At 41.4% G+C, this 18493-nt stretch carries 17 protein-coding genes; 11 read left to right on the top strand and 6 right to left on the bottom strand.

What is annotated here, in order from left to right; all coding sequences use genetic code 11:
* Positions 1-426, bottom strand: a 426-nt coding sequence (locus tag QZ488_RS17210; protein ID WP_293751099.1) for a CopD family protein, incomplete at its 3' end; no start/stop codon positions are given.
* Between the two features lie 341 nt (positions 427-767).
* Between QZ488_RS17210 and QZ488_RS17205 the strand changes: the two genes are divergently transcribed.
* The 11 genes from QZ488_RS17205 (at position 768) to QZ488_RS17155 (ending at position 12669) form a co-directional block, all read left to right on the top strand.
* Positions 768-2444, top strand: a complete 1677-nt coding sequence (locus QZ488_RS17205; protein WP_293751097.1) for a BCCT family transporter — start codon at positions 768-770, stop codon at positions 2442-2444.
* Between the two features lie 248 nt (positions 2445-2692).
* Positions 2693-3151 (top strand): hypothetical protein, encoded by a 459-nt coding sequence (locus QZ488_RS17200; protein ID WP_293751095.1) that lies wholly within the window; start codon positions 2693-2695, stop codon positions 3149-3151.
* Positions 3152-3294: 143 nt separating this feature from the next.
* Positions 3295-4572, top strand: a complete 1278-nt coding sequence (locus QZ488_RS17195; protein WP_293751093.1) for an amidohydrolase family protein — start codon at positions 3295-3297, stop codon at positions 4570-4572.
* 472 nt (positions 4573-5044) lie between these two features.
* Positions 5045-5656 (top strand): hypothetical protein, encoded by a 612-nt coding sequence (locus QZ488_RS17190; protein ID WP_293751091.1) that lies wholly within the window; start codon positions 5045-5047, stop codon positions 5654-5656.
* Positions 5657-5826: 170 nt separating this feature from the next.
* On the top strand, positions 5827-7911 hold the full coding sequence (locus QZ488_RS17185; protein WP_293751090.1) for a TonB-dependent receptor: 2085 nt from the start codon (positions 5827-5829) through the stop codon (positions 7909-7911).
* 278 nt (positions 7912-8189) lie between these two features.
* A complete protein-coding gene (locus QZ488_RS17180) occupies positions 8190-9182 on the top strand; it encodes a D-cysteine desulfhydrase (RefSeq protein ID WP_293751089.1) in 993 nt (330 codons plus the stop codon).
* Between the two features lie 37 nt (positions 9183-9219).
* The gene (locus tag QZ488_RS17175; RefSeq protein ID WP_293751088.1) at positions 9220-9969 is read left to right on the top strand and encodes a DNA alkylation repair protein; all 750 of its coding nucleotides are present in this window, start codon (positions 9220-9222) and stop codon (positions 9967-9969) included.
* A 76-nt stretch (positions 9970-10045) separates the two neighbouring features.
* A complete protein-coding gene (locus QZ488_RS17170; protein WP_293751087.1) occupies positions 10046-10450 on the top strand; it encodes a hypothetical protein in 405 nt (134 codons plus the stop codon).
* Between the two features lie 58 nt (positions 10451-10508).
* The gene (locus QZ488_RS17165; protein WP_293751086.1) at positions 10509-10922 is read left to right on the top strand and encodes a GNAT family N-acetyltransferase; all 414 of its coding nucleotides are present in this window, start codon (positions 10509-10511) and stop codon (positions 10920-10922) included.
* A gap of 223 nt (positions 10923-11145) precedes the next feature.
* Complete coding sequence (locus QZ488_RS17160) at positions 11146-12255, top strand: helix-turn-helix transcriptional regulator (protein ID WP_293751085.1); 1110 nt, start codon at positions 11146-11148, stop codon at positions 12253-12255.
* Between the two features lie 108 nt (positions 12256-12363).
* A complete protein-coding gene (locus tag QZ488_RS17155) occupies positions 12364-12669 on the top strand; it encodes a hypothetical protein (RefSeq protein ID WP_293751083.1) in 306 nt (101 codons plus the stop codon).
* Between the two features lie 121 nt (positions 12670-12790).
* On the opposite strand, the gene QZ488_RS17150 is transcribed toward QZ488_RS17155, so the two are convergent.
* The 5 genes from QZ488_RS17150 to QZ488_RS17130 all read right to left on the bottom strand — a co-directional run.
* On the bottom strand, positions 12791-14626 hold the full coding sequence (locus QZ488_RS17150) for a sodium:proton antiporter (protein ID WP_293751081.1): 1836 nt from the start codon (positions 14624-14626) through the stop codon (positions 12791-12793).
* Positions 14627-14786: 160 nt separating this feature from the next.
* Positions 14787-15038 carry a hypothetical protein gene (locus QZ488_RS17145; RefSeq protein ID WP_293751079.1) on the bottom strand — a complete coding sequence of 84 codons (252 nt, stop codon included), beginning with the start codon at positions 15036-15038 and terminating at the stop codon, positions 14787-14789.
* 276 nt (positions 15039-15314) lie between these two features.
* Positions 15315-16562, bottom strand: a complete 1248-nt coding sequence (locus tag QZ488_RS17140) for an FtsX-like permease family protein (RefSeq protein WP_293751077.1) — start codon at positions 16560-16562, stop codon at positions 15315-15317.
* 11 nt (positions 16563-16573) lie between these two features.
* Positions 16574-17890 carry an ABC transporter permease gene (locus tag QZ488_RS17135; protein WP_293751075.1) on the bottom strand — a complete coding sequence of 439 codons (1317 nt, stop codon included), beginning with the start codon at positions 17888-17890 and terminating at the stop codon, positions 16574-16576.
* Between the two features lie 18 nt (positions 17891-17908).
* The coding region (locus QZ488_RS17130) for an ABC transporter ATP-binding protein (RefSeq protein ID WP_293751073.1) at positions 17909-18493 on the bottom strand (585 nt) is incomplete at its 5' end.

Below are 18493 nucleotides of genomic sequence, written 5' to 3'. Positions count from 1 at the left end.
GAATACTGTTAGTAACCCAAGCACTAAATTCAGCAATACCATCTTTCTAATCAGATTCAGGTTGCTCGCTGCATTTGGCCAATCTTGTAGGGCGACGGCGGCTTTTAAACGTTTAAAAGGGGCGAAGTAAACATGCATGAAAATTGCGCTCATGATGTAACCCAAGAGCATCATAATATGAACGTGTTTGCCCACGTGAGCCATGCCTTCAAATTGAGCAATCATAAAATGCCCACTGCCAATCAATACAATAATCGCTAACCAGACCCAATTAAAAAACTTTTCGAATACTTTAACCCAAAGAGTTAGCCTTTGTGGCGGCTCTAATACATCTGCAGCGACTGGTCTTAAAAAGGAATAGGCAAAAAACATTCCTCCTACCCAAATAGTGGCCGCTAATATATGCAGGCTAATGGCAATAAACATAAACACCTTAATTATAATAAAAATATTCAGCGAATCTAACATCCCTAATCACTTTCGCCAATCTATCTTCACTTGCTTTTGATATTGAAGAGCCATTGTTGGACGATTTTAGCGCTGCTACGAAGTTAGGCAAAGCAGCATTAGCGCAAAGGATGAACTGACTTGATTCAGAGTAGGACCTTTGCAGCCTTAATATTGGCAAGAAAATTTACACGGCACAAAAGCTAATTTAATTTTGTTCTGGCCCCTATTCATTCGCTGTGCGTGTTATCTTGGTCAGCGAATTCGTTCGTTTGGATCTCTAATTAAGAACAACAGCCCCTAACAAACGGGAAATAATTTTGGCACCAAAACCTGCTCTATCAAAACTTCCTATTAAACTCGCCAAAAGTGGTTTTTATCGAGGATTCAGCCTCGATGTAACCGTTGTGAGTAAAATCATTATTAGTGCTCTTGTTGTGTGGGCGATTTTTTGGCCAGCCAAGGCAGGCAAGGTACTGGGCGATTGGAACTCGCTTATTTTAGCTAATTTTGCGGCTTGGTACATCTGGGTTGTGGCCCTGTTTGTTATTGTATGTGTTGGCTTGGCGCTTTGGCCGGCGGCAGGCAAACTTAATTTGGGCCAACCTGGCGAAAAACCTGAGTTTTCGAATTTCTCCTGGTTTTCGATGATGTTCAGTGCCGGGATTGGAGTAGGCATGTTGACCTGGGCAGTGGCCGAACCCGTTACCCATTTCGCCAACAACCCTGAGGTCATTCAAGGACTAACGACAGGTAGATCAGCAGACAATGTACGCATGGCCTTCAAGTGGTCATTTTTACACTGGGGAACAGGTGCATGGGCAAGTTATGCCATTGCCGGCCTAGCCATGGCGTTTTTTAGTTATCGCCGTGCACTGCCATTGACTATTCGCTCTTCACTGACGCCGTTGTTTGGCAAAAGTCTGTCTGGACCATTAGGGCATATTATCGATATTGTGGCCGTTGTTGCGACCATTTTAGGCGTGGCACAAACGCTTGGCTTTGGTGTGGAACAGTTTGTTGCTGGGCTGACCCGCATCGGTATTGTTGGGCTGGTTAATGCAGAAGGCGGAGCAAGTACCTTCGGTATCATTTTGGCCTTGGTTATAATCATGGGAGCATCGACGTTGTCGGCGCTATCGGGTGTAGGCAAAGGTATTAAGTGGCTGTCTAATCTCAACATGTTTCTGTCGGTCATCCTACTTGGGTTTTTTATCATCTTTGGCGCCACCTTTTTCGGCGCGACAGCTATGGCTTTTGGCATTTGGGATTATCTGATAGCGCTGCCAGAGATGAGCTTTAACGTCTGGCAAACTGATGGTGTTGAAGGGTCAGAAGCATTTTTACTGGCACAATGGCAGGGTTGGTGGCCAGTATTTTACTGGGCATGGTGGATCGCATTTGCACCTTTTGTAGGATTGTTTCTTGCGCGTATATCTCGCGGACGCACGATACGTGAATTTGTGCTTGGGGCGATGTTTGTACCCTCATTTATGTGTTTTGTTTGGTTCGCTTGGGCCGGTGGAACTGCCATTGATTTGGAGCTCAATGGTGCTGCCAACGGTGTGATTTTTGACGCGGCCGATGGCGACAAAATCTTTGCCATGACCGAATTTATGCTTGCTCCAATTAGTGAATGGTTAGCATGGGGTATGGCACTGCTAATTGTTGTTCTGTTACTGACGTTTCTGGTCACATCAGCTGATTCAGCGGTGTTGATCGTGAACACCATAAATGCGGGTGGCGATGAGGGCCCCAAAGCTCGGCCACATATCCTGTTCTGGGGCGCAGCCCTTGGGCTTGTGGTAGTAGGTCTATTGATTTCCGGTGGTACGGCGGCCATTAAGATGGCGATGGTCATTGGCGCGTTGCCGTTTTCGATTGTGATGGTTTTGATGTGTTTTTCACTGGTAATGGCAATATACAGCGATGGCCGACGTGAGGCTGCTGGGGTTCAAACCACATTTTCTGCTAACAAACCAGCGCCTACGGAATAGTTTGGAGTATAAAATGGGGCAGTGCCGTTTTAATTAAATCATTCCCAAAGCTAAGCAAATATTTGTTCATCACATAACAAGGCCAATCCAAGCCAGCGATATACGCTGGTTTTTTTTAAACACAAAGATATGATTAAAACGACTATGATGGTTTCCCAATAGACGCGGATTCGTTTAACTAACTCTTCAAATGTTACATAATCTCCCACTAAAATAATGCTTGGCTAGAACAATTACGGAACACAAACGTGCTTATTGAGTATTACCACAATATTTTAAATTATCTAATGGGAACGTTAGGCGCCAGCTTTATACTTTTAACCATTTTGTTTACCGCAGTCGCTTCTATCGTCTATTTATTAGTGATTGGCTACTTCATTACACATATGGATAAACGATACTTTGTGCAACATAAAATCATCGGTCATGAAACTAATGACAGGCCTCTCTTAACGTCGATGAGTCGCAGCGTAAACAACTTGTTTAAATTGCTTAAAATACTTGTTGGGATATTCTTATTAGTGTGTGGGATTGCGATGTTAGTATTACCCGGTCAAGGTTTAATCACTATGGTTATTGGTCTGAGCTTGATACCGTTTCCGGGTAAACACAAAATTGTACAGAATTTACTGTCGCGACAGTCAGTGAGAACCTCTCTCAACTGGATCCGAATTAAAGCCAATAAAGAGCCCTTTATTTTTGATTAAAGAACTGCGGAGATTGCGCCACTGAAATGGCATAAATAACAAAGAACTCCCTCCTTATAATTTTTACATTCTAGTGACCTGCCCAGTTGTACAAGCTAAGAGTGTGTTGTTACTCTTGCTTAAACTCTGCATAGGATATTCAAATGATTTCGTTACGTATTGCCTTATTTTTTATGCTTGTTTTCTTTTCCGTGATGCACTGTGAAGCAAAACAAGGCTCTCATATAGTGCGGGCTGCCCATATGCTGGATGTGACAAATGGCAGCATTATTTCGCCTGCTGTTGTTGTGGTACGAAATGGGGTAATCGAATCAATTAATCCCAAAACGCTGCCTAGCGACTTGGCGACTGTTGAATTGGGTAATAGCACTTTATTGCCGGGTTTTATTGATATGCATTCTCACGTTACTTTGGATTTTTTTAATGGTAACCATTGGACAACAGCTACGGTTATGGAGACCCCGGCAGATTGGGCTCTGCATGGTGTGGAGTTTGGCGGGAATATGCTGATGGCCGGATTTACCACGGTTCGGGATGCTGGTGCTTGGCCTGGTTTTCCCGATGTAGCATTAATGAAAGCCATTGAACGGGGAGCAGTGCAGGGGCCTAGAGTTTTTCCTGCGGGACACTACATTACGATCACTGGAGGGCACTGTGACGTGACGGGGTTCGCTCCCGGTATAATGGAGCTGGGTCCCAAACAGGGTGTCGCGGATGGCAAAGATGAAATTATTAAAGCCATTCGATATCAGGCCAAACATGGCGTAAAAGTGATTAAAGTGTGTGCCACAGCAGGTGTCTTTTCTAAAGGAACCAGTCCTGGGGCGCAACAATATTCTGATGAAGAGCTAGTTACCATTGTAGAAGAAGCATCTCGTCACGGTCTAAAGGTTATGGCTCATGCCCATGGTAGCGAAGGTATTATGGCTGCAGTTAAAGCAGGTGTGGCATCGATAGAGCATGGTTCAATGCTTACCAAAGAAATCATTCAAGAAATGAAAAAACGAGGCACTTATTATGTGCCTACTATTCATCTTCAGGATGTTCCGTTACCTCCTAATACCCCCCAATGGACAGTAGATAAATCAAATTATTTGACCCCCTATGTTGAAAAGAGTTTTGCGATGGCTGTGAGTGAAGGGGTGAACATTGCTTTGGGCAGTGATGCAGGAGTGATGGCCCATGCTGACGCACGAAAAGAATTTTATGCCATGGTAAAGCGTGGCATGACGGCGCTTCATGCATTACAAACTTCTACGGTCAACGCTGCTGATTTGTTAGGGGTAACTGATCGCGGACAGCTTAAAGTAGGCATGTTAGCCGATATGGTAGCGGTAGCCGGGAATCCTCTAAAAGACATTAGACTAGTGGAGAATGTGCAATTTGTGATGAAAGACGGGGACATTATAAAGCAACCTTAATTAGGGGCTGATCTAACACCTATTCATCACATAAGGTTACAAGCAGCCACACTTAGTAAACAACTCGTTGACCTCCGGTTTAAGCGCTTGTGTTGTCTGGTGAGTGGGATGTTAGCGGCCTTTAATCGACATCTGTGCTCACCTTTCTTCATGAGTTGGTGTAAAACCTTCTAACAATTTCAAAACCTAAATTCATTTTATGCCCTCAGGCGAAAAAATAGCCTTCAGCAAACCCGAAAATAGTTTTGGTCAGATAATTAATCCATTTAGGTTTCAGTTGCTTATAAGACATTTTAGTTACATTTCATTCACAACATCTCCTTTTGATTTCACCTTTGAGAGGTTTTTTGCCGGACTTAATACCTGTATATATTTATACATACCTAAAAACTTAGACGAGGCCTTGTAGGGGCAGGGATACGTCCCTATGATGCGCGCACTTTAATTCAGCCGCCTAAATAATAAGCATCAAATGACCAATAGTGTTATCAAGCATACTGTCAAATTCACCAGACTAAATAGTATCTGCTATTTTTTATCGGTGGTTTTTGCCTGTTTGTTTTATTCCTCGGCCAGTTATGCGAATAATTTATTGACGGATGAATTCGAGACCAATCAATTTATGTCAAAATTGTCGCTAAAACTTAATATGAATGAAGATGACGTTACTTCTAAAAGTATATTAAAAGAGGGCAGGTTTGTTGGTTTCTCGCATAAGTTCAGCCAGCTTCTTGGCATTGATTTATCCCTCGATACCTATTTATATACCAGCCCGACAGATAATTCTTTTAGATGGATTGTTGGGGTAGTCACCGACTTGTTTATCGTTAATTATAAAACGGATCAAACAACTCAACATGATCGTATTGAGTTTATCTCTAACTACCCGCTAAATGAAACTCTAAGATTAAAAGGTTATGCGAGTAGCCAGCAAGATGGTAAAGATCAATTTAAAGATTATTCGGTTGGCATAGCCTATTCATTTAATAGTTCGCTTGAGATATCAGCAGGTTATGCTGATAGAGAACTAAAAAAAGTAGAAACACAAAGTAATGTGTTTGTGAATATTAGTGGTGTTTTTTAAACCACTATATCCAAAATACCTTGTTAGACAGGATAGGTTGGCTGATTAGACCTAATGTTTTTTAGTTAAACCTCAGTTGTTATTGATATTTTTCTGCTACTGTTCCCCCTTCATTTTTGTCATTCTACTTCTAAGATAAAACCGCCCAAGTTTTAAGGAATACCCGTTATATGAGTCTTTTCTATTCCTACAGGAATATAGCTTTATCTATTATTGCCATCACTATGTTGGGAGCGTATGAAACGCAAGCCAATCAACCCAAAGTTGCTGAAAAATCTGATGTAAAGATCATTCAGCAATCTGTAGGAAAGGATAAGTCTCACCATGATGACGAACATAAAGACGAACACGTTGATGATGAGACACACCATGAGCATGATGAAGGGGTAGAATCTATTCTGGTATTGTCTACGCGTTTGGGCAGGTCGGTAAACGATGAGCCTATTCGTGTTGAAGTGATCGTACGTGAAGAGCTTGAAGAAAAAGCCATTATGCGCCCAGGAAATATTTCTATGTTGGTCGCTGAGACAGGTGGGGTACGTGTGCAAACTACGTCGCCTGCTTTGGGTAGTGCTAATATTCGTTTGCAGGGGCTTTATGGTCGCTATACCCAGTTATTGAACGACGGTTTGCCGCTTTATGGCGGTCAGGCCTCTTCGATTGGGTTGTTGCAAATCCCGCCAACTGACCTTGCTAGTGTCGAGATAATTAAAGGTTCGGCTTCTTCACTTTATGGCGGCTCTGCAATGGGCGGCGTGATCAACTTGATCTCTCGTAAGCCCTCTGAAGAGTCAGAAGCGGAAGTACTGTTGAATCTGACGTCGCGAGACGGACAAGATGTGACTACCTATATTGCAGCGCCATTAAATGATTCTTTTGAGGCCTCGATTACCGCAGGTAGCCATCACCAGGCTGTTCAAGATTTAGATGATGACCGCTGGATAGATATGGCCGGATATGAACGTTACACCGCCAGACCTCGTTTGTTTTGGCAGGGGGAAAGCGGCGCTAACGTTTATGCAACTCTTGGTGTTATGACCGAGAATCGACAGGGTGGTACCATGGCAGGCCAAACTACGCCAGACGGCAAGCCTTTTGCCCAAACTCAAGACAGTGAGCGTTTGGATGGTGGTTTTATTGCTAATGTTCCGTTAGGGGCCACTTTGGATTGGAACCTTCGTGGTTCTGCCATGGCGCAAAATCATAACAAACGTTTTGGTGAGGTGTTTGAAGAAGACAGTCATGAAAGTTACCTACTTGAGAGTTCTGTTTCAGGTTACACGGCTAGTACACAATGGGTGGTAGGTTTGGCAATGCAGTCAGATCGCTTTCAATCAGAAGATTTTCCCGACTTCAATTACCGTTATGATGTGCCGGGAGTGTTTGCTCAGGCTGATTATGAAATGACAGAACAATTTTCAACTTCTGTGAGTGCGCGAGTTGATGATCACAGTGAATTTGGTACCCAGTTTAGCCCACGCATTTCCATGCTATATCGGCCTGATGATTTGACCATTAGAGCGTCTTATGGCCGCGGTTATTTTGCGCCTACACCCTTTGTAGAAGAAATTGAGGCCGCTGGTCTTGCACGTCTTTCGCCCCTGAATGATATACAGGAAGAAACAGCGGTGACGTCTTCATTAGATTTCAGTTATCAGTTTAATCAACTAGAAACCGGTGTCACGTTGTTTAGTTCAGTGGTTGAAAACGTCACTCAGTTGGAAGCCTTTTCCTTGCAAATAGGTGGGCCACTCAACCGTGTTCGTTTAACAAATGCCACCGGTGAGTCACGTATTTATGGCTCAGAACTCATGTTACGTTATAAATGGCAGGACGTTAAACTAACAGGGAGTTATCTATTTTTAGATGCCACTGAGTTTGATGCAATAAACAACGTTCGCCAACGCATTGAGCTGACTCCTCGGCATTCTGCTGGCTTTGTCGCTATGTGGGAGCGCCATGGCGAATTTCGAGTGGGTTTTGAAGCTTATTACACTGGCGATCAACGTTTAGATGGCAACCCTTATCGTTCTAAGAGCAAACCTTATTGGCATTTAGGTTTACTTGGCGAAAAAACCTTTGGCCAATTTAGTTTGTTCATTAATGCCGAAAACCTGCTAAATATTCGCCAAACGTCAGAAGATCCTCTGGTTTTACCTAGCCGCTCGCCTGAAGGTCAATGGACAACAGAAATTTGGTCTCGTAACGACGGTTTTGTGGTAAATGCCGGGGTAAGAATTAGGTTTGGCGATTAAATTAGTGAGTTTGCAATTTTAGTTTCAGAGCGACTTATTTCAAACAGACTATGGGGCTTAAGTTGCTGATCGGTAAACGACTTAGAACTCTGTAATTGCGTCTAGTTCTTTGTATGATATTTGGCCCCTAATATTAGCCATGCTAAAAGCTCCTCACCTCTAGTTGGGTGACACAATTTACTATGCCACTGCACGCTATAAACATTGAATAAAGATAAGTAACAATCATTGTATAGTTATTGTAAATTTAGATCGCCGCTCAAAACTCTGGACTGCAAATGCATCAATTGAATACCTTTGCTCGAATTTCATTAAGTCACTCTCCGACCCCATTGGAAAAGCTGCCTCGCTTATCAGCTTATCTAGGTGTCAATATTTGGGTTAAGCGAGATGATTGTACTGGGTTGGCGGGGGGAGGGAACAAAACCCGAAAATTAGAGTTTTTAATGGCCGATGCCAAACAAAAAGGTGCCGATACAGTGGTTACTGTTGGAGGGCTACAGTCAAACCATGCGAGACAAACCGCTGCTGCTGCGGCAAAGCTGGAGTTAGCCTGTGAGTTGGTGTTAGAGGATGTTAAAGGAGTGCCTCAGCGCGATTATTATCACAATGGAAATATTCTGTTAAATCAACTCTGCGGAGCCAAAATTCATCGGGTTGCGGTACAACAAAGTAGTGAGCATGTATTAGCACAAGTTAAAGCAGATTTAATTAGCCAGGGTAAAATTCCCTATTTTATTCCGTTAGGTGGCTCAAATGCTTTGGGCAGTTTGGGGTATGTAAACTGTGTAAATGAGATACTTAGCCAGAGTAACGCTATGAATATTTCATTTGATCAGATCCTTTTAGCCACTGGTAGTGCGGGCACGCAGGCTGGAATTTTAGCTGGATTAATTGCTCAGCAACAAGATATCCCTGTTTTAGGCATTTGTGTGAGTCGCAGTGGTTTAGCACAACAAACATTAGTAGAAGATTTGCTCAAACAAACTCTCACATTGATGGATATCGATGATAGCCATTCTGTTGGTAAAGTTAAGGCTAATGGAGAATATTACGGTGAAGGTTATGGCATCAGCACCGACAAAATGGTTCAAGCTCTGCGTTTGGTGGCACAACTAGAAGGTTTGTTTTTAGATCCCGTGTATACCGGTAAAGCCATGGCGGGTTTGATTGACCTTTGTCAGCAAGGCGTTATTAAACTAGAGCAAAATATTTTGTTTGTACATACAGGCGGCAGTCAGGGGTTATTTGCGTACAGTGAGGTATTTTAAATCCTCCTTTAATCGACATTGGTGATCAATTAACCTTATGAATATGTGTAAAACCCATTGCCAACGATTAAAAGTCGATTTAGAAAGTGTGAGTACAGCACAAAAGGCTGAGTCGAGTCGGCGTTATTTCCCCCATGGAGTTAACTGTATTGGTGCGACTGCAGCAGATATTAAGTTAATCATCAGTAATTTTCAGTCAGAGAATGCTGATATTAACCCAATAGACATGTTGGCTATTACTGAATACATGCTTCTGAAGGCGGAATTTAGCGAGGAGGTATTACTGGCTTTTGGTCTGATTAATAAATTTGTTAAGAGGCATTATGATGACGATTTATTATTGCGTTTTGAGTATTGGTTAGAGCACTACGCGACTAATTGGTCTCATGTTGATGATTTATGTATAAAAACGATTTATCAATTTCTTCTTTCTCGCCCTCACTTAATTGAAAAAACCAACCACTGGGCCTATTCAAAGGTGCCTTGGTGTCGGCGGGCAAGTAATGTCGTTTGGGTGAAGTTTGTTAAACGTAAAATAGGCAAATCTATCTATTACCTGAATAAAGAATTGATCTTTAATCATTGTGACTTACTGATTAACGACCCAGATGAATTTGTGCAAAAAAGTATAGGCTGGTTATTGAAGGCAACTTCTATGCAGTATCAAGATGATGTGATTAAGTATACTCAGATGAATGTTGGAAAAATCACTCGGCCTACCATTAGGTATGCCATTGAGAAAATGGACCCAAACACTAGGCAAGGTATATTATCATTAGGTAAGTGAACAACACCGGTAAATTGACGCTGACGGCAATGATTCTGAGATTAGCGTTGGGTAAACTCAGATTAAGGATGATGGGATGAACAGTAATTTGATTGGAAAAGTGGTTGTTTGGGCGTTGGCTTTTTACTTTATTATATCCGGCTTGTTAGCGGCATTTGATGTAGACGCTAAGCTGATTCGAATTGGTTTAAGTGCTGTCAATGGTGACGGTAAAATTGCATTTATATTAATTTATACCAGCATGATGGTGGGTATAGGTGTCGCTATGTTGTTTATGCTTTATATTTTTAAATCATGTCGCCCCTCGTTAGTGCTTGCTGGCACTATTGTCTTTTCTTTTATCATTTTCAGAATCATCGGTTCATTTGTCATAGGTGAATTTTCATCCACCCAGATTGGGTTCTTGCTTACCGAAGTGGTTGAATTGGCAATTATCTTAGTGATTTTATTTAAAGTGGGTAAGGAAGTTGAAGTTAGTTAGGATTGTAGGTATATCCACTGACTACTTTGTAAAGTATTCAAAATAAACGGGAGTAATAATGAACATTGAAGTATTAGAAAACCCCGAACAAGACCTCATTGAATATCTGGATAAAAAGATTGCTGACTTCAATTGGGCTAATTGGGAAGTCAGTGAAAGAACACCTTTAGCGGTGCAAATCAAAAATGCACAAGGCGAGGTGGTTGCTGGTGCGGCGGGCCGCACATTTGGTGATTGGTTGTTATTGAATACATTGTGGGTGTCAGATGAATTACGTGGACAAAATATTGGTAGTCAAATTTTAAAAGAGATAGAGCAGGCGGCGAAAAAACGGGGATGTACTCAATGTCTGTTAGACACGCTAAATTTTCAAGCTATGCCTTTTTATGAAAAACACGGCTATCAAACTCAGTGGGTTCAACAGGGTTACCCCAAAACTGGCTGTAAATATTATATGTTGAAAGCCTTATAGAGAAATATAGTGTTGAAGTGAAAATAACAAAAACACACAGCTATCGATAAAAAATTCTACACTAACTTTACCTATCCGTTGGTAACGCCCAAGCCGCTTTTAAACCATTTAAAATAGCAGGGTGAGCGTAACTCTGCGTAAACAAAAATCCGCGCTGTTCACACCCCTAATCAAGAATAGTTACAAATAAACCTCAGCTTGTGTTGCTAGATTACGGTATTCTGTGGCTACTGTTTTAGACTCTTTATCTTTTATTATGCAAAACTTTTTCCTCATCTTAACGGGCATGGCTTTTGGCGCAATTTTGTTAGTTGTGTGCAAACTCATGTTTGACTATCGACAACTACTAACAGCCAGAATATTAAGCTTATTATTACTCAGTGCTGGTTGTTACATGGTGCAGCCACTTGTAGAACACATCTTTTTCTTACGACTACTGCTGGGAATAGTGGCAATGGCCAGCCCTGCTTTGTTTTGGATGTTTGCTTCAACACTGTTTCGAATGAATGAAAGTAACCAAAATTTGCACTTAGGGCATTATCTTGCATTAGGTGTGTGTGTGATATTAGGCACTTATCAATGTTTTCAATCTGCCGCTGAATTAGATGGTTCGATTATTCATCTGGTTTCACTTGTGGTAACTGGGACTATTACTATTTTTGGCTTATTAGATGTGTTGCGAAACTGGCAATCTGATTTAGTGGAATGTAGGCGTTTCTTACGTTTAAGTTTGTCAGTGACTTGTGGTGCTTTTCTATTGTTTATTGTGGTCAACGAATTTATCTATGGGCATGGTGAATTCCCAGCGTTTTTGAATTATCTGAATATTATTGTTATCAGTATGTTTGCTATGTCGTATGGCTATATTATTTTAGTTTCAAACTCAAACATATTAATGGAATCGATTCATGAATCGACTCCCGAATTAATCAAAGAAGACACACCTAAACCCTCTTTGGCAGACAGCCAATGGTTAGATAAATTAACCAATGCAATGGAGCAGGAGTTTTATTATCGACAGGTTGATTTAACCATTAAGAGTCTCTCAGAGCATTTAATCATCCCCGAACACCAACTTAGACGACTGATTAATCAGCATCTTGGTTATCGTAATTTTAATGATTATTTAAATCGTTATAGGGTCAGAGATGCTGCACAACGTTTGTCGGATCCAAAATTAGTCAGAATTCCGATCCTTACCATTGCAATTGAATCGGGTTATGCCTCTTTAACTACGTTTAATAAAGCATTTAAAACGCTCAAAACCATGACCCCAAGTGAATTTCGTAGAATGAGTGGTTTAGCAGACTCTCCAGAGCTGACCGATTTCTAGTTATCTATTACCGATTTCGAAAATAGCTACAGGATTTCGCAATCGGTAAGATTTTTTAACAGTTTTCTATTTGAATGAGCGTATCAACTCAATCAATTAGGAAACACCATGACTAAATTTATCAAAACATTATTAGTAGCTTGTGCAATCAATGTAATAGGCTCTTCAGCTGTTTTAGCTCAAGTTGAGTTAACTAAGGATGAAACAAAAGCGCAAGTAGTTGAGGCTTGTCAAATGGAAGCCAAAAAACGTTATGGCGACGATTCTATTCAATACATTAGTAGTAAGGTTAAATGGATCAAAGCTATGGGTGGCGCATCTGTGAAAATGAAAGTCAAACCTGAAGCTAAGCGCTTGACTAAATACAAATGTGTATTACAACAAGATCAGTTAGTTAGATTTTATAAAGTGTAAAATTGCAGTTGAGATTTTAATGTTAGATCTCACTCCCATGTAAACATGGGAATGGGATCTAGAAATGACCGTTCACACTTCTTTCGACAATGGCTTACCTTTTTTATCGGCAATGATGGCGTTAAGAAGGTAAATTGTTTTTATCAAAGGTAGGCTGCATAACATCTGCCGTTTTATCTTCTGTAATTAAGCTAACAATACGCCAATCTGATTTAGGCTGAATATTTTTTAAGCTCGTAAACATTCTTACTTTACCATTGGGTTCAATCGCACAAAGTCGAATTGAGCGCTTTTGATATTCTTTCTCATAATCTTCGTAGTTAAATTCATCAGACAATCGAGTGGTTTTTATGGTGCCACCTTTAGTGGCGTAACTTGCTAGTTTTGCATAAGTCACATCTTCATTAAAAAGACATAGTTTGGCTGCATATGATTCTGATACTTTGTGGCTGTCGCGTTTTTGAGGTTCGTTGACAGAGAGGCCTAATACCGCTCCTTTACCCAATTCGTGTTCGAAGTGATAGGATACCAAGGGATTCAGCTGTTTATAAGGCGACATCACTAATACAGTGCCGTATAACGACAAATCTAAACTGCGCTCAGCATGTTCAGACATGGGATTACCGTAATAGGTAGGGATGTTATCCATTCGTGCCAACCTTATGGATTCCCAGTTGGTATCGGCAATGCGCACCTCGATATCTTGGGCAATTAACTCTTTGGCAAATAATCGTGAAAACAACCCACCACCAAAAATCAAAAAACCATAAGGGGCAGGGGCCCTTTGTCCAAAAATTTTCGCGACTTTAACCGACGTAAGACTCTGAATAACCACAGTGGCTATAATCACCAAAAACACCATGGGCACTAATAATTCAACTTGCGCGTAGTTTAATGCTTCTAACTTTAATGCGAACAAAGCGGACACTGCCGCTGCTACTATTCCTCTGGGTGCAATCCAGCTTAATAGGGCTAATTCTCGCCAATTTAAATTGGTACCCAAAGACGATATAAATACTGATATTGGTCTAGCCACAAACATGATAAACAATAATACTACTACTGAGCCCCAGCCTAAGTTGGCCATGGCGCTCCACTCTATTCTTGATGCTAACAATATAAATAATCCAGAAATCAACAATACACTGAGAGTCTCTTTAAACTCCAAAATATCATCTACTTCGACCCGTTTCATATTTGCTAACCAGATACCCATGATGGTGACGGTTAATAAACCTGATTCGTGGGCGATGATATTTGAGCCTTCAAATGCCCCTAACATTAAGGTTAAAACGGCGGTGTTGACTAAATAATGTGGGATCCAGTTATTGCGTAACACTATGCCCATTAGGTAACCCGAAAGAGCGCCCACAATCACCCCAACTGAAATGGTTTTAGCGAATGCATATAGGGTGTGGCTTAAGGCATCTTGGGTTGAAATGATATATTCAAATACTAGTACCGCTAACAATGCACCAATTGGGTCGATGATGATGCCTTCCCAGCGCAAAATATTGGCTATTTTAGTGCTAGGTCTAACTGTGCGTAACATAGGTACGATCACAGTGGGTCCTGTTACTGTCACAATGGCACCAAACAAAAATGCCATTTGCCATGACATTCCCAGCGCATAATGGGCAACAGGTGCGGCAATCATCCAGGTGATAAGTGTGCCTACAGTGCATAAATTTCGCACCATTGAGCCATGACCACTAATGTCATTAAATTTAAGTGTCAGTGAGCCTTCAAACAGAATAATAGCCACAGACAAGGATACGATTGGAAAGAGTAGGTCACCAAATAACAGGTCAGCATCAATGATCCCTGTAACCGGGCCAACAATGATCCCAGCAATTAACAGAGGTAAAATGGCAGGGAGTTTTATTTTATACGCTAAAAATTGACAGGCTATAGAAATAAGCCCCACTGATACGAGGGCAATAATAGGTTCGCTCAAGGTAAATCCAATATAATTAATGATGTCAGACAATGTGCTATGACATCACAGGTAAGCGATTAAAATCAATTGAATTAGACAAACAACGTAAAAAACCGCGACTCCCCAGATAAAACGTCGATATTAAGTTGAGCTGAGGAGAGACCGTTGGTGTGTAATGTCAGTCCACAGCCTTTAAAGCGGTGATTTCTTGATTAAGTTGATATTTTTTATCGGTAACAATCGCCTCCAATACCTCTAACCTACCTTTAACCGAGGCTAACTCATTTTGCATATTTAGCTTTTCAGAGTCATTTAGATTGGCGTTGGCTTTGGCCATGTCTTTTTTATGGGATGTCCACGTGCCAATCAACACTATGGGTAATACAAACGCAAATAAAATAATCAATACAAATACCATGCCGTCGTCCATTTTTCTGCTTCCTCTTTTTTAAAAGTAAAATTATCTGAGTAGTTAAAGCACAGTTTATACCAAGTTTAATAATCTATAATAAACAATGAGTTATATGTAATTGTAAATGGTAGTTGCAGATAGTGTTAGTGGTTTTAGCTTTTTTTTGGTCAAAAAAGCAAACATAAATACGATCTAAGAATTCAGACATCGTGTTTTGAGTGATTATATTGGTATGTTAGTCAATGAATCACAGAGGATACTAAAAGCTAATAGTATCCTCTGTGATTAATGGGATTAAACCGTTCTAGTGGCTAGAGCCGGTGGGATATTTGCCGTTTTTCTGGCGGGGCCAAATACCGCACATTGACCTACTATCCACAACACCAACATGCCAATAGGGATATAGAACCAGTCGATTCTGTCTAGGCCGAAAGTGTTCACTAGAATCATATTTAAACCTATGGTTAATGCTGCACCTAAGGTCACACCTATGCTACTGATTAAAAAGTTTTCTATCATAAAATACCGCACTATAGCCAACTGGCTTGCACCTAGCGCACGTCTAGTACCAATTTGCTTTTTACGTTGATTCACACTGAAGCTTGCTAAGCCTACAATGCCTAAGGCGGTGACAATGGTGAGAATGACCATCACTGTGCTTAGGATTTTAATCATGGCAGTATGCCCACGGTAGCTGCGTTCACGGGTTTCTTCGATGCTACGCATGCCTTGAATTAATCGGCCTTTGTTACTGTTGGCCAGCAATTCTTCTACTTGTTTCATTATTGTGTCTCTTTGACCCGGCTCAGTGCGGATAAAATACCGACTACCTTTAAAGTCCATTCTTTCAGGGGACAACATGACATTTTCTAAATTATTCCAACCCACCCAAGGTGCTTGTAACTTATCAATAATACCTACCACGATCATTGGCTCGGTGTCATTGATATACACTGATTTGCCAACAACAGAGGCGTATGGAATTTCTGGAAACAGGTTTTCAGCCATGGCTTTAGTCAAAATGGTTTTAGCTGGCCATTTGACTTGTCCAACAACCCGCATTCCAATGTCGGTAGGCGCAAAGTTTTCTCCTGCGATAATCTCAACATCCAAGGCATTGATACCATGCTCATCCACCATATAAACGGCGGTGCCTACGCCATCATGTTCAACACCTGGTTGGGTTTTTAAACCCATTGACCAACCACTGCCACTATTTGGCACTGCATTTATTTGGATGGCATCCACAATGCCTGGCAGTGAACGCAAAGCATTCATATCTTCTTCAACGCTAATAGGCACATTGTAGTTCTCGGCAAAACCAACACTAGTTAAGGAAAAACTATTGGCGTTATCTATGCCGCTGTCTCGCTGCATTTCTTTGCTACGTTCAACAATAATGTATACCGAATTAACGATTATGGTCATGGTCACGGCTATTTGTAGGGCGATTAAGATTGCGCCCACTTTGTTTCGTAACATGGCACGAAAAATAGGACCAATTTCCCAGTTGATTGAGGTGCTCGTTTGAGTATTTGACATGATCTGGCTCCTTATTGGCTTTTTAATTGGCTAGCGGGGGCGATATTACAAGCTCGCCAAGTAGGGTATAAACCAGCAGCTATGCTAGACAATAATGCAATGGCTAGCGCGACCAGCACCATGCTGACGTCTAAAGTTGCTAGGTCATCTACAAAGTCGCCGTACAGGCTTTTAATTCCTTGTAAACCTAGAAGAGCAAAGCCGATCCCTGCGATCCCACCCAATAAACCAATCATTGCTGTTTCAACCAGGTGTTGTTTGAACAAGTCTGATTTTGATGCACCAACTGCTAAGCGCAAGCCAATTTCTGCTGACTTGCCAGTGAACTTAGCCAGCAACAAACCAATGGTATTGAGTAAACACACCAACAAAAACATAAAGGAAAGCCACATCATCATTTTGGCATCTTCTTCAACCACTTCTTGTCTTTCCATCCACTGCATTACATTAGATAAACGATTTTTAATGGGGCGAGGGAAGCGGCCGAGTTCTTTTTGTTCCATCACGTAGTTGTTAAGGAAGTCCATATATTCTGCTTTAGCCGTTTCATTTGGCAAATCGACCCACATTTGCGTATTAATACACTCAGACTGCAAGAAGGCTTTGTAACCTTCGCCATCAGGGCTTTTCCAACAATTGTTATTGCCCCAGTTAGGTAGTTCTAATTCTTCTTTCAAGGTGAAAGGCATAAACAATTCTTCGGTTTCGTTGAAGGCACCGTTATTCACGTCGTAAAATTTAGGCATGGGTTGCCAATCGTCAATGACACCTACCACTTGAAAGCTTCTGCCAGCAATTACAATCGTTTTACCGACAGAGTTTTCTCCGCCAAATATACTTTCGTTAGTGCGTTTACTCAGCACCACCACTTGTTCTCTATTGGTGTCAGAACTTGTGTCCCAAGGACTTCCGAAGATAAAGGGTACATCGAACATGCCAAAGAAGTCGGTATACGCCAAGCGGATAGAGGCTTCAAATGGTTTTGCATCGTCTCCTTTAGGCTCAATAATGGCTCCTGACATGCCCATGGCCGATTGCCTTAGCGCTTTTTTAGCTAAGGTGAAATTAGTGGCGTCGGTCCACGTCAGTTGATTGGGTAATGCTTCTTCATCGTCATTAAATGCATTATTCGGATCCCAGCTATCGACTTGTATATGAAATAGTTGGTCGCTTTTGTGCGGGATAGGATCGGCAGACATTAGGTAGTTCACTGTGATTGTCGTCATGCTGGCACCAATTCCCAAAGCAATGGCGGTGATCATCAGTAAACTGAGAATGGGGTTGCGCTTCAGACTTTTCAGCGCAAGTTTTATATAATAACCAAACATAATGATGGCTCCTAAGCGTTAGACGGCAGCAAGCTGGGTAGGTGTAGCGACATCAACATCATTAATTTCGCTGACTTTGCCATCACGCACATAGATATTGCGTCTAGCTTGGCTGGCTAACTGGCCATCATGGGTCACCATAATGATGGTGGTGCCTGCATCGTTAATACTTTTTAATAAGTCCATGACACTGTTCGCCATTTGCGTGTCTAAGTTACCCGTTGGTTCATCTGCTAACAAAAATCGAGGTTCACCAGCAAGTGCTCTAGCAATGGCTACTCGTTGTTGTTGTCCACCAGAAAGTTGTGAGGGTAGGTGTTTCATTCGTTGGGCTAAGCCAACCATTTCTAAACTGTTTTCAATGCGTTTTTTACGTTCTGCACTGTTAAAACCACGATAACGTAAAGGTACGTCGACGTTATCAAATAAATTTAGATCGGGTATTAAGTTAAAACTTTGGAAAATAAAACCAATTTTTTCGTTTCTAAGTTGACTACGTTTTTTGTCGTTTAGGTTACTGACATCTTGACCGTCTAACTCGTAGGTTCCGCTATTAAAGGTTTCGAGTAATCCAGCGATGTTTAAAAATGTTGTTTTACCCGA

The organism is uncultured Paraglaciecola sp., from assembly GCF_913020055.1.
GTDB lineage: Bacteria > Pseudomonadota > Gammaproteobacteria > Enterobacterales > Alteromonadaceae > Paraglaciecola.
This window is presented reverse-complemented; position numbering and strand designations above follow the sequence as displayed.

Bases quoted from the DNA above. Each gene is read 5' to 3' on its own strand.
- QZ488_RS17190 (WP_293751091.1), top strand. From the start codon at position 5,045: ATGACCAATAGTGTTATCAAGCATACTGTCAAATTCACCAGACTAAAT.
- QZ488_RS17170 (WP_293751087.1), top strand. From the start codon at position 10,046: ATGAACAGTAATTTGATTGGAAAAGTGGTTGTTTGGGCGTTGGCTTTT.
- QZ488_RS17175 (WP_293751088.1), top strand. From the start codon at position 9,220: ATGAATATGTGTAAAACCCATTGCCAACGATTAAAAGTCGATTTAGAA.
- QZ488_RS17185 (WP_293751090.1), top strand. From the start codon at position 5,827: ATGAGTCTTTTCTATTCCTACAGGAATATAGCTTTATCTATTATTGCC.
- QZ488_RS17135 (WP_293751075.1), bottom strand. From the start codon at position 17,890: ATGTTTGGTTATTATATAAAACTTGCGCTGAAAAGTCTGAAGCGCAAC.
- QZ488_RS17155 (WP_293751083.1), top strand. From the start codon at position 12,364: ATGACTAAATTTATCAAAACATTATTAGTAGCTTGTGCAATCAATGTA.
- QZ488_RS17145 (WP_293751079.1), bottom strand. From the start codon at position 15,038: ATGGACGACGGCATGGTATTTGTATTGATTATTTTATTTGCGTTTGTA.
- QZ488_RS17195 (WP_293751093.1), top strand. From the start codon at position 3,295: ATGATTTCGTTACGTATTGCCTTATTTTTTATGCTTGTTTTCTTTTCC.
- QZ488_RS17140 (WP_293751077.1), bottom strand. From the start codon at position 16,562: ATGTCAAATACTCAAACGAGCACCTCAATCAACTGGGAAATTGGTCCT.
- QZ488_RS17180 (WP_293751089.1), top strand. From the start codon at position 8,190: ATGCATCAATTGAATACCTTTGCTCGAATTTCATTAAGTCACTCTCCG.
- QZ488_RS17165 (WP_293751086.1), top strand. From the start codon at position 10,509: ATGAACATTGAAGTATTAGAAAACCCCGAACAAGACCTCATTGAATAT.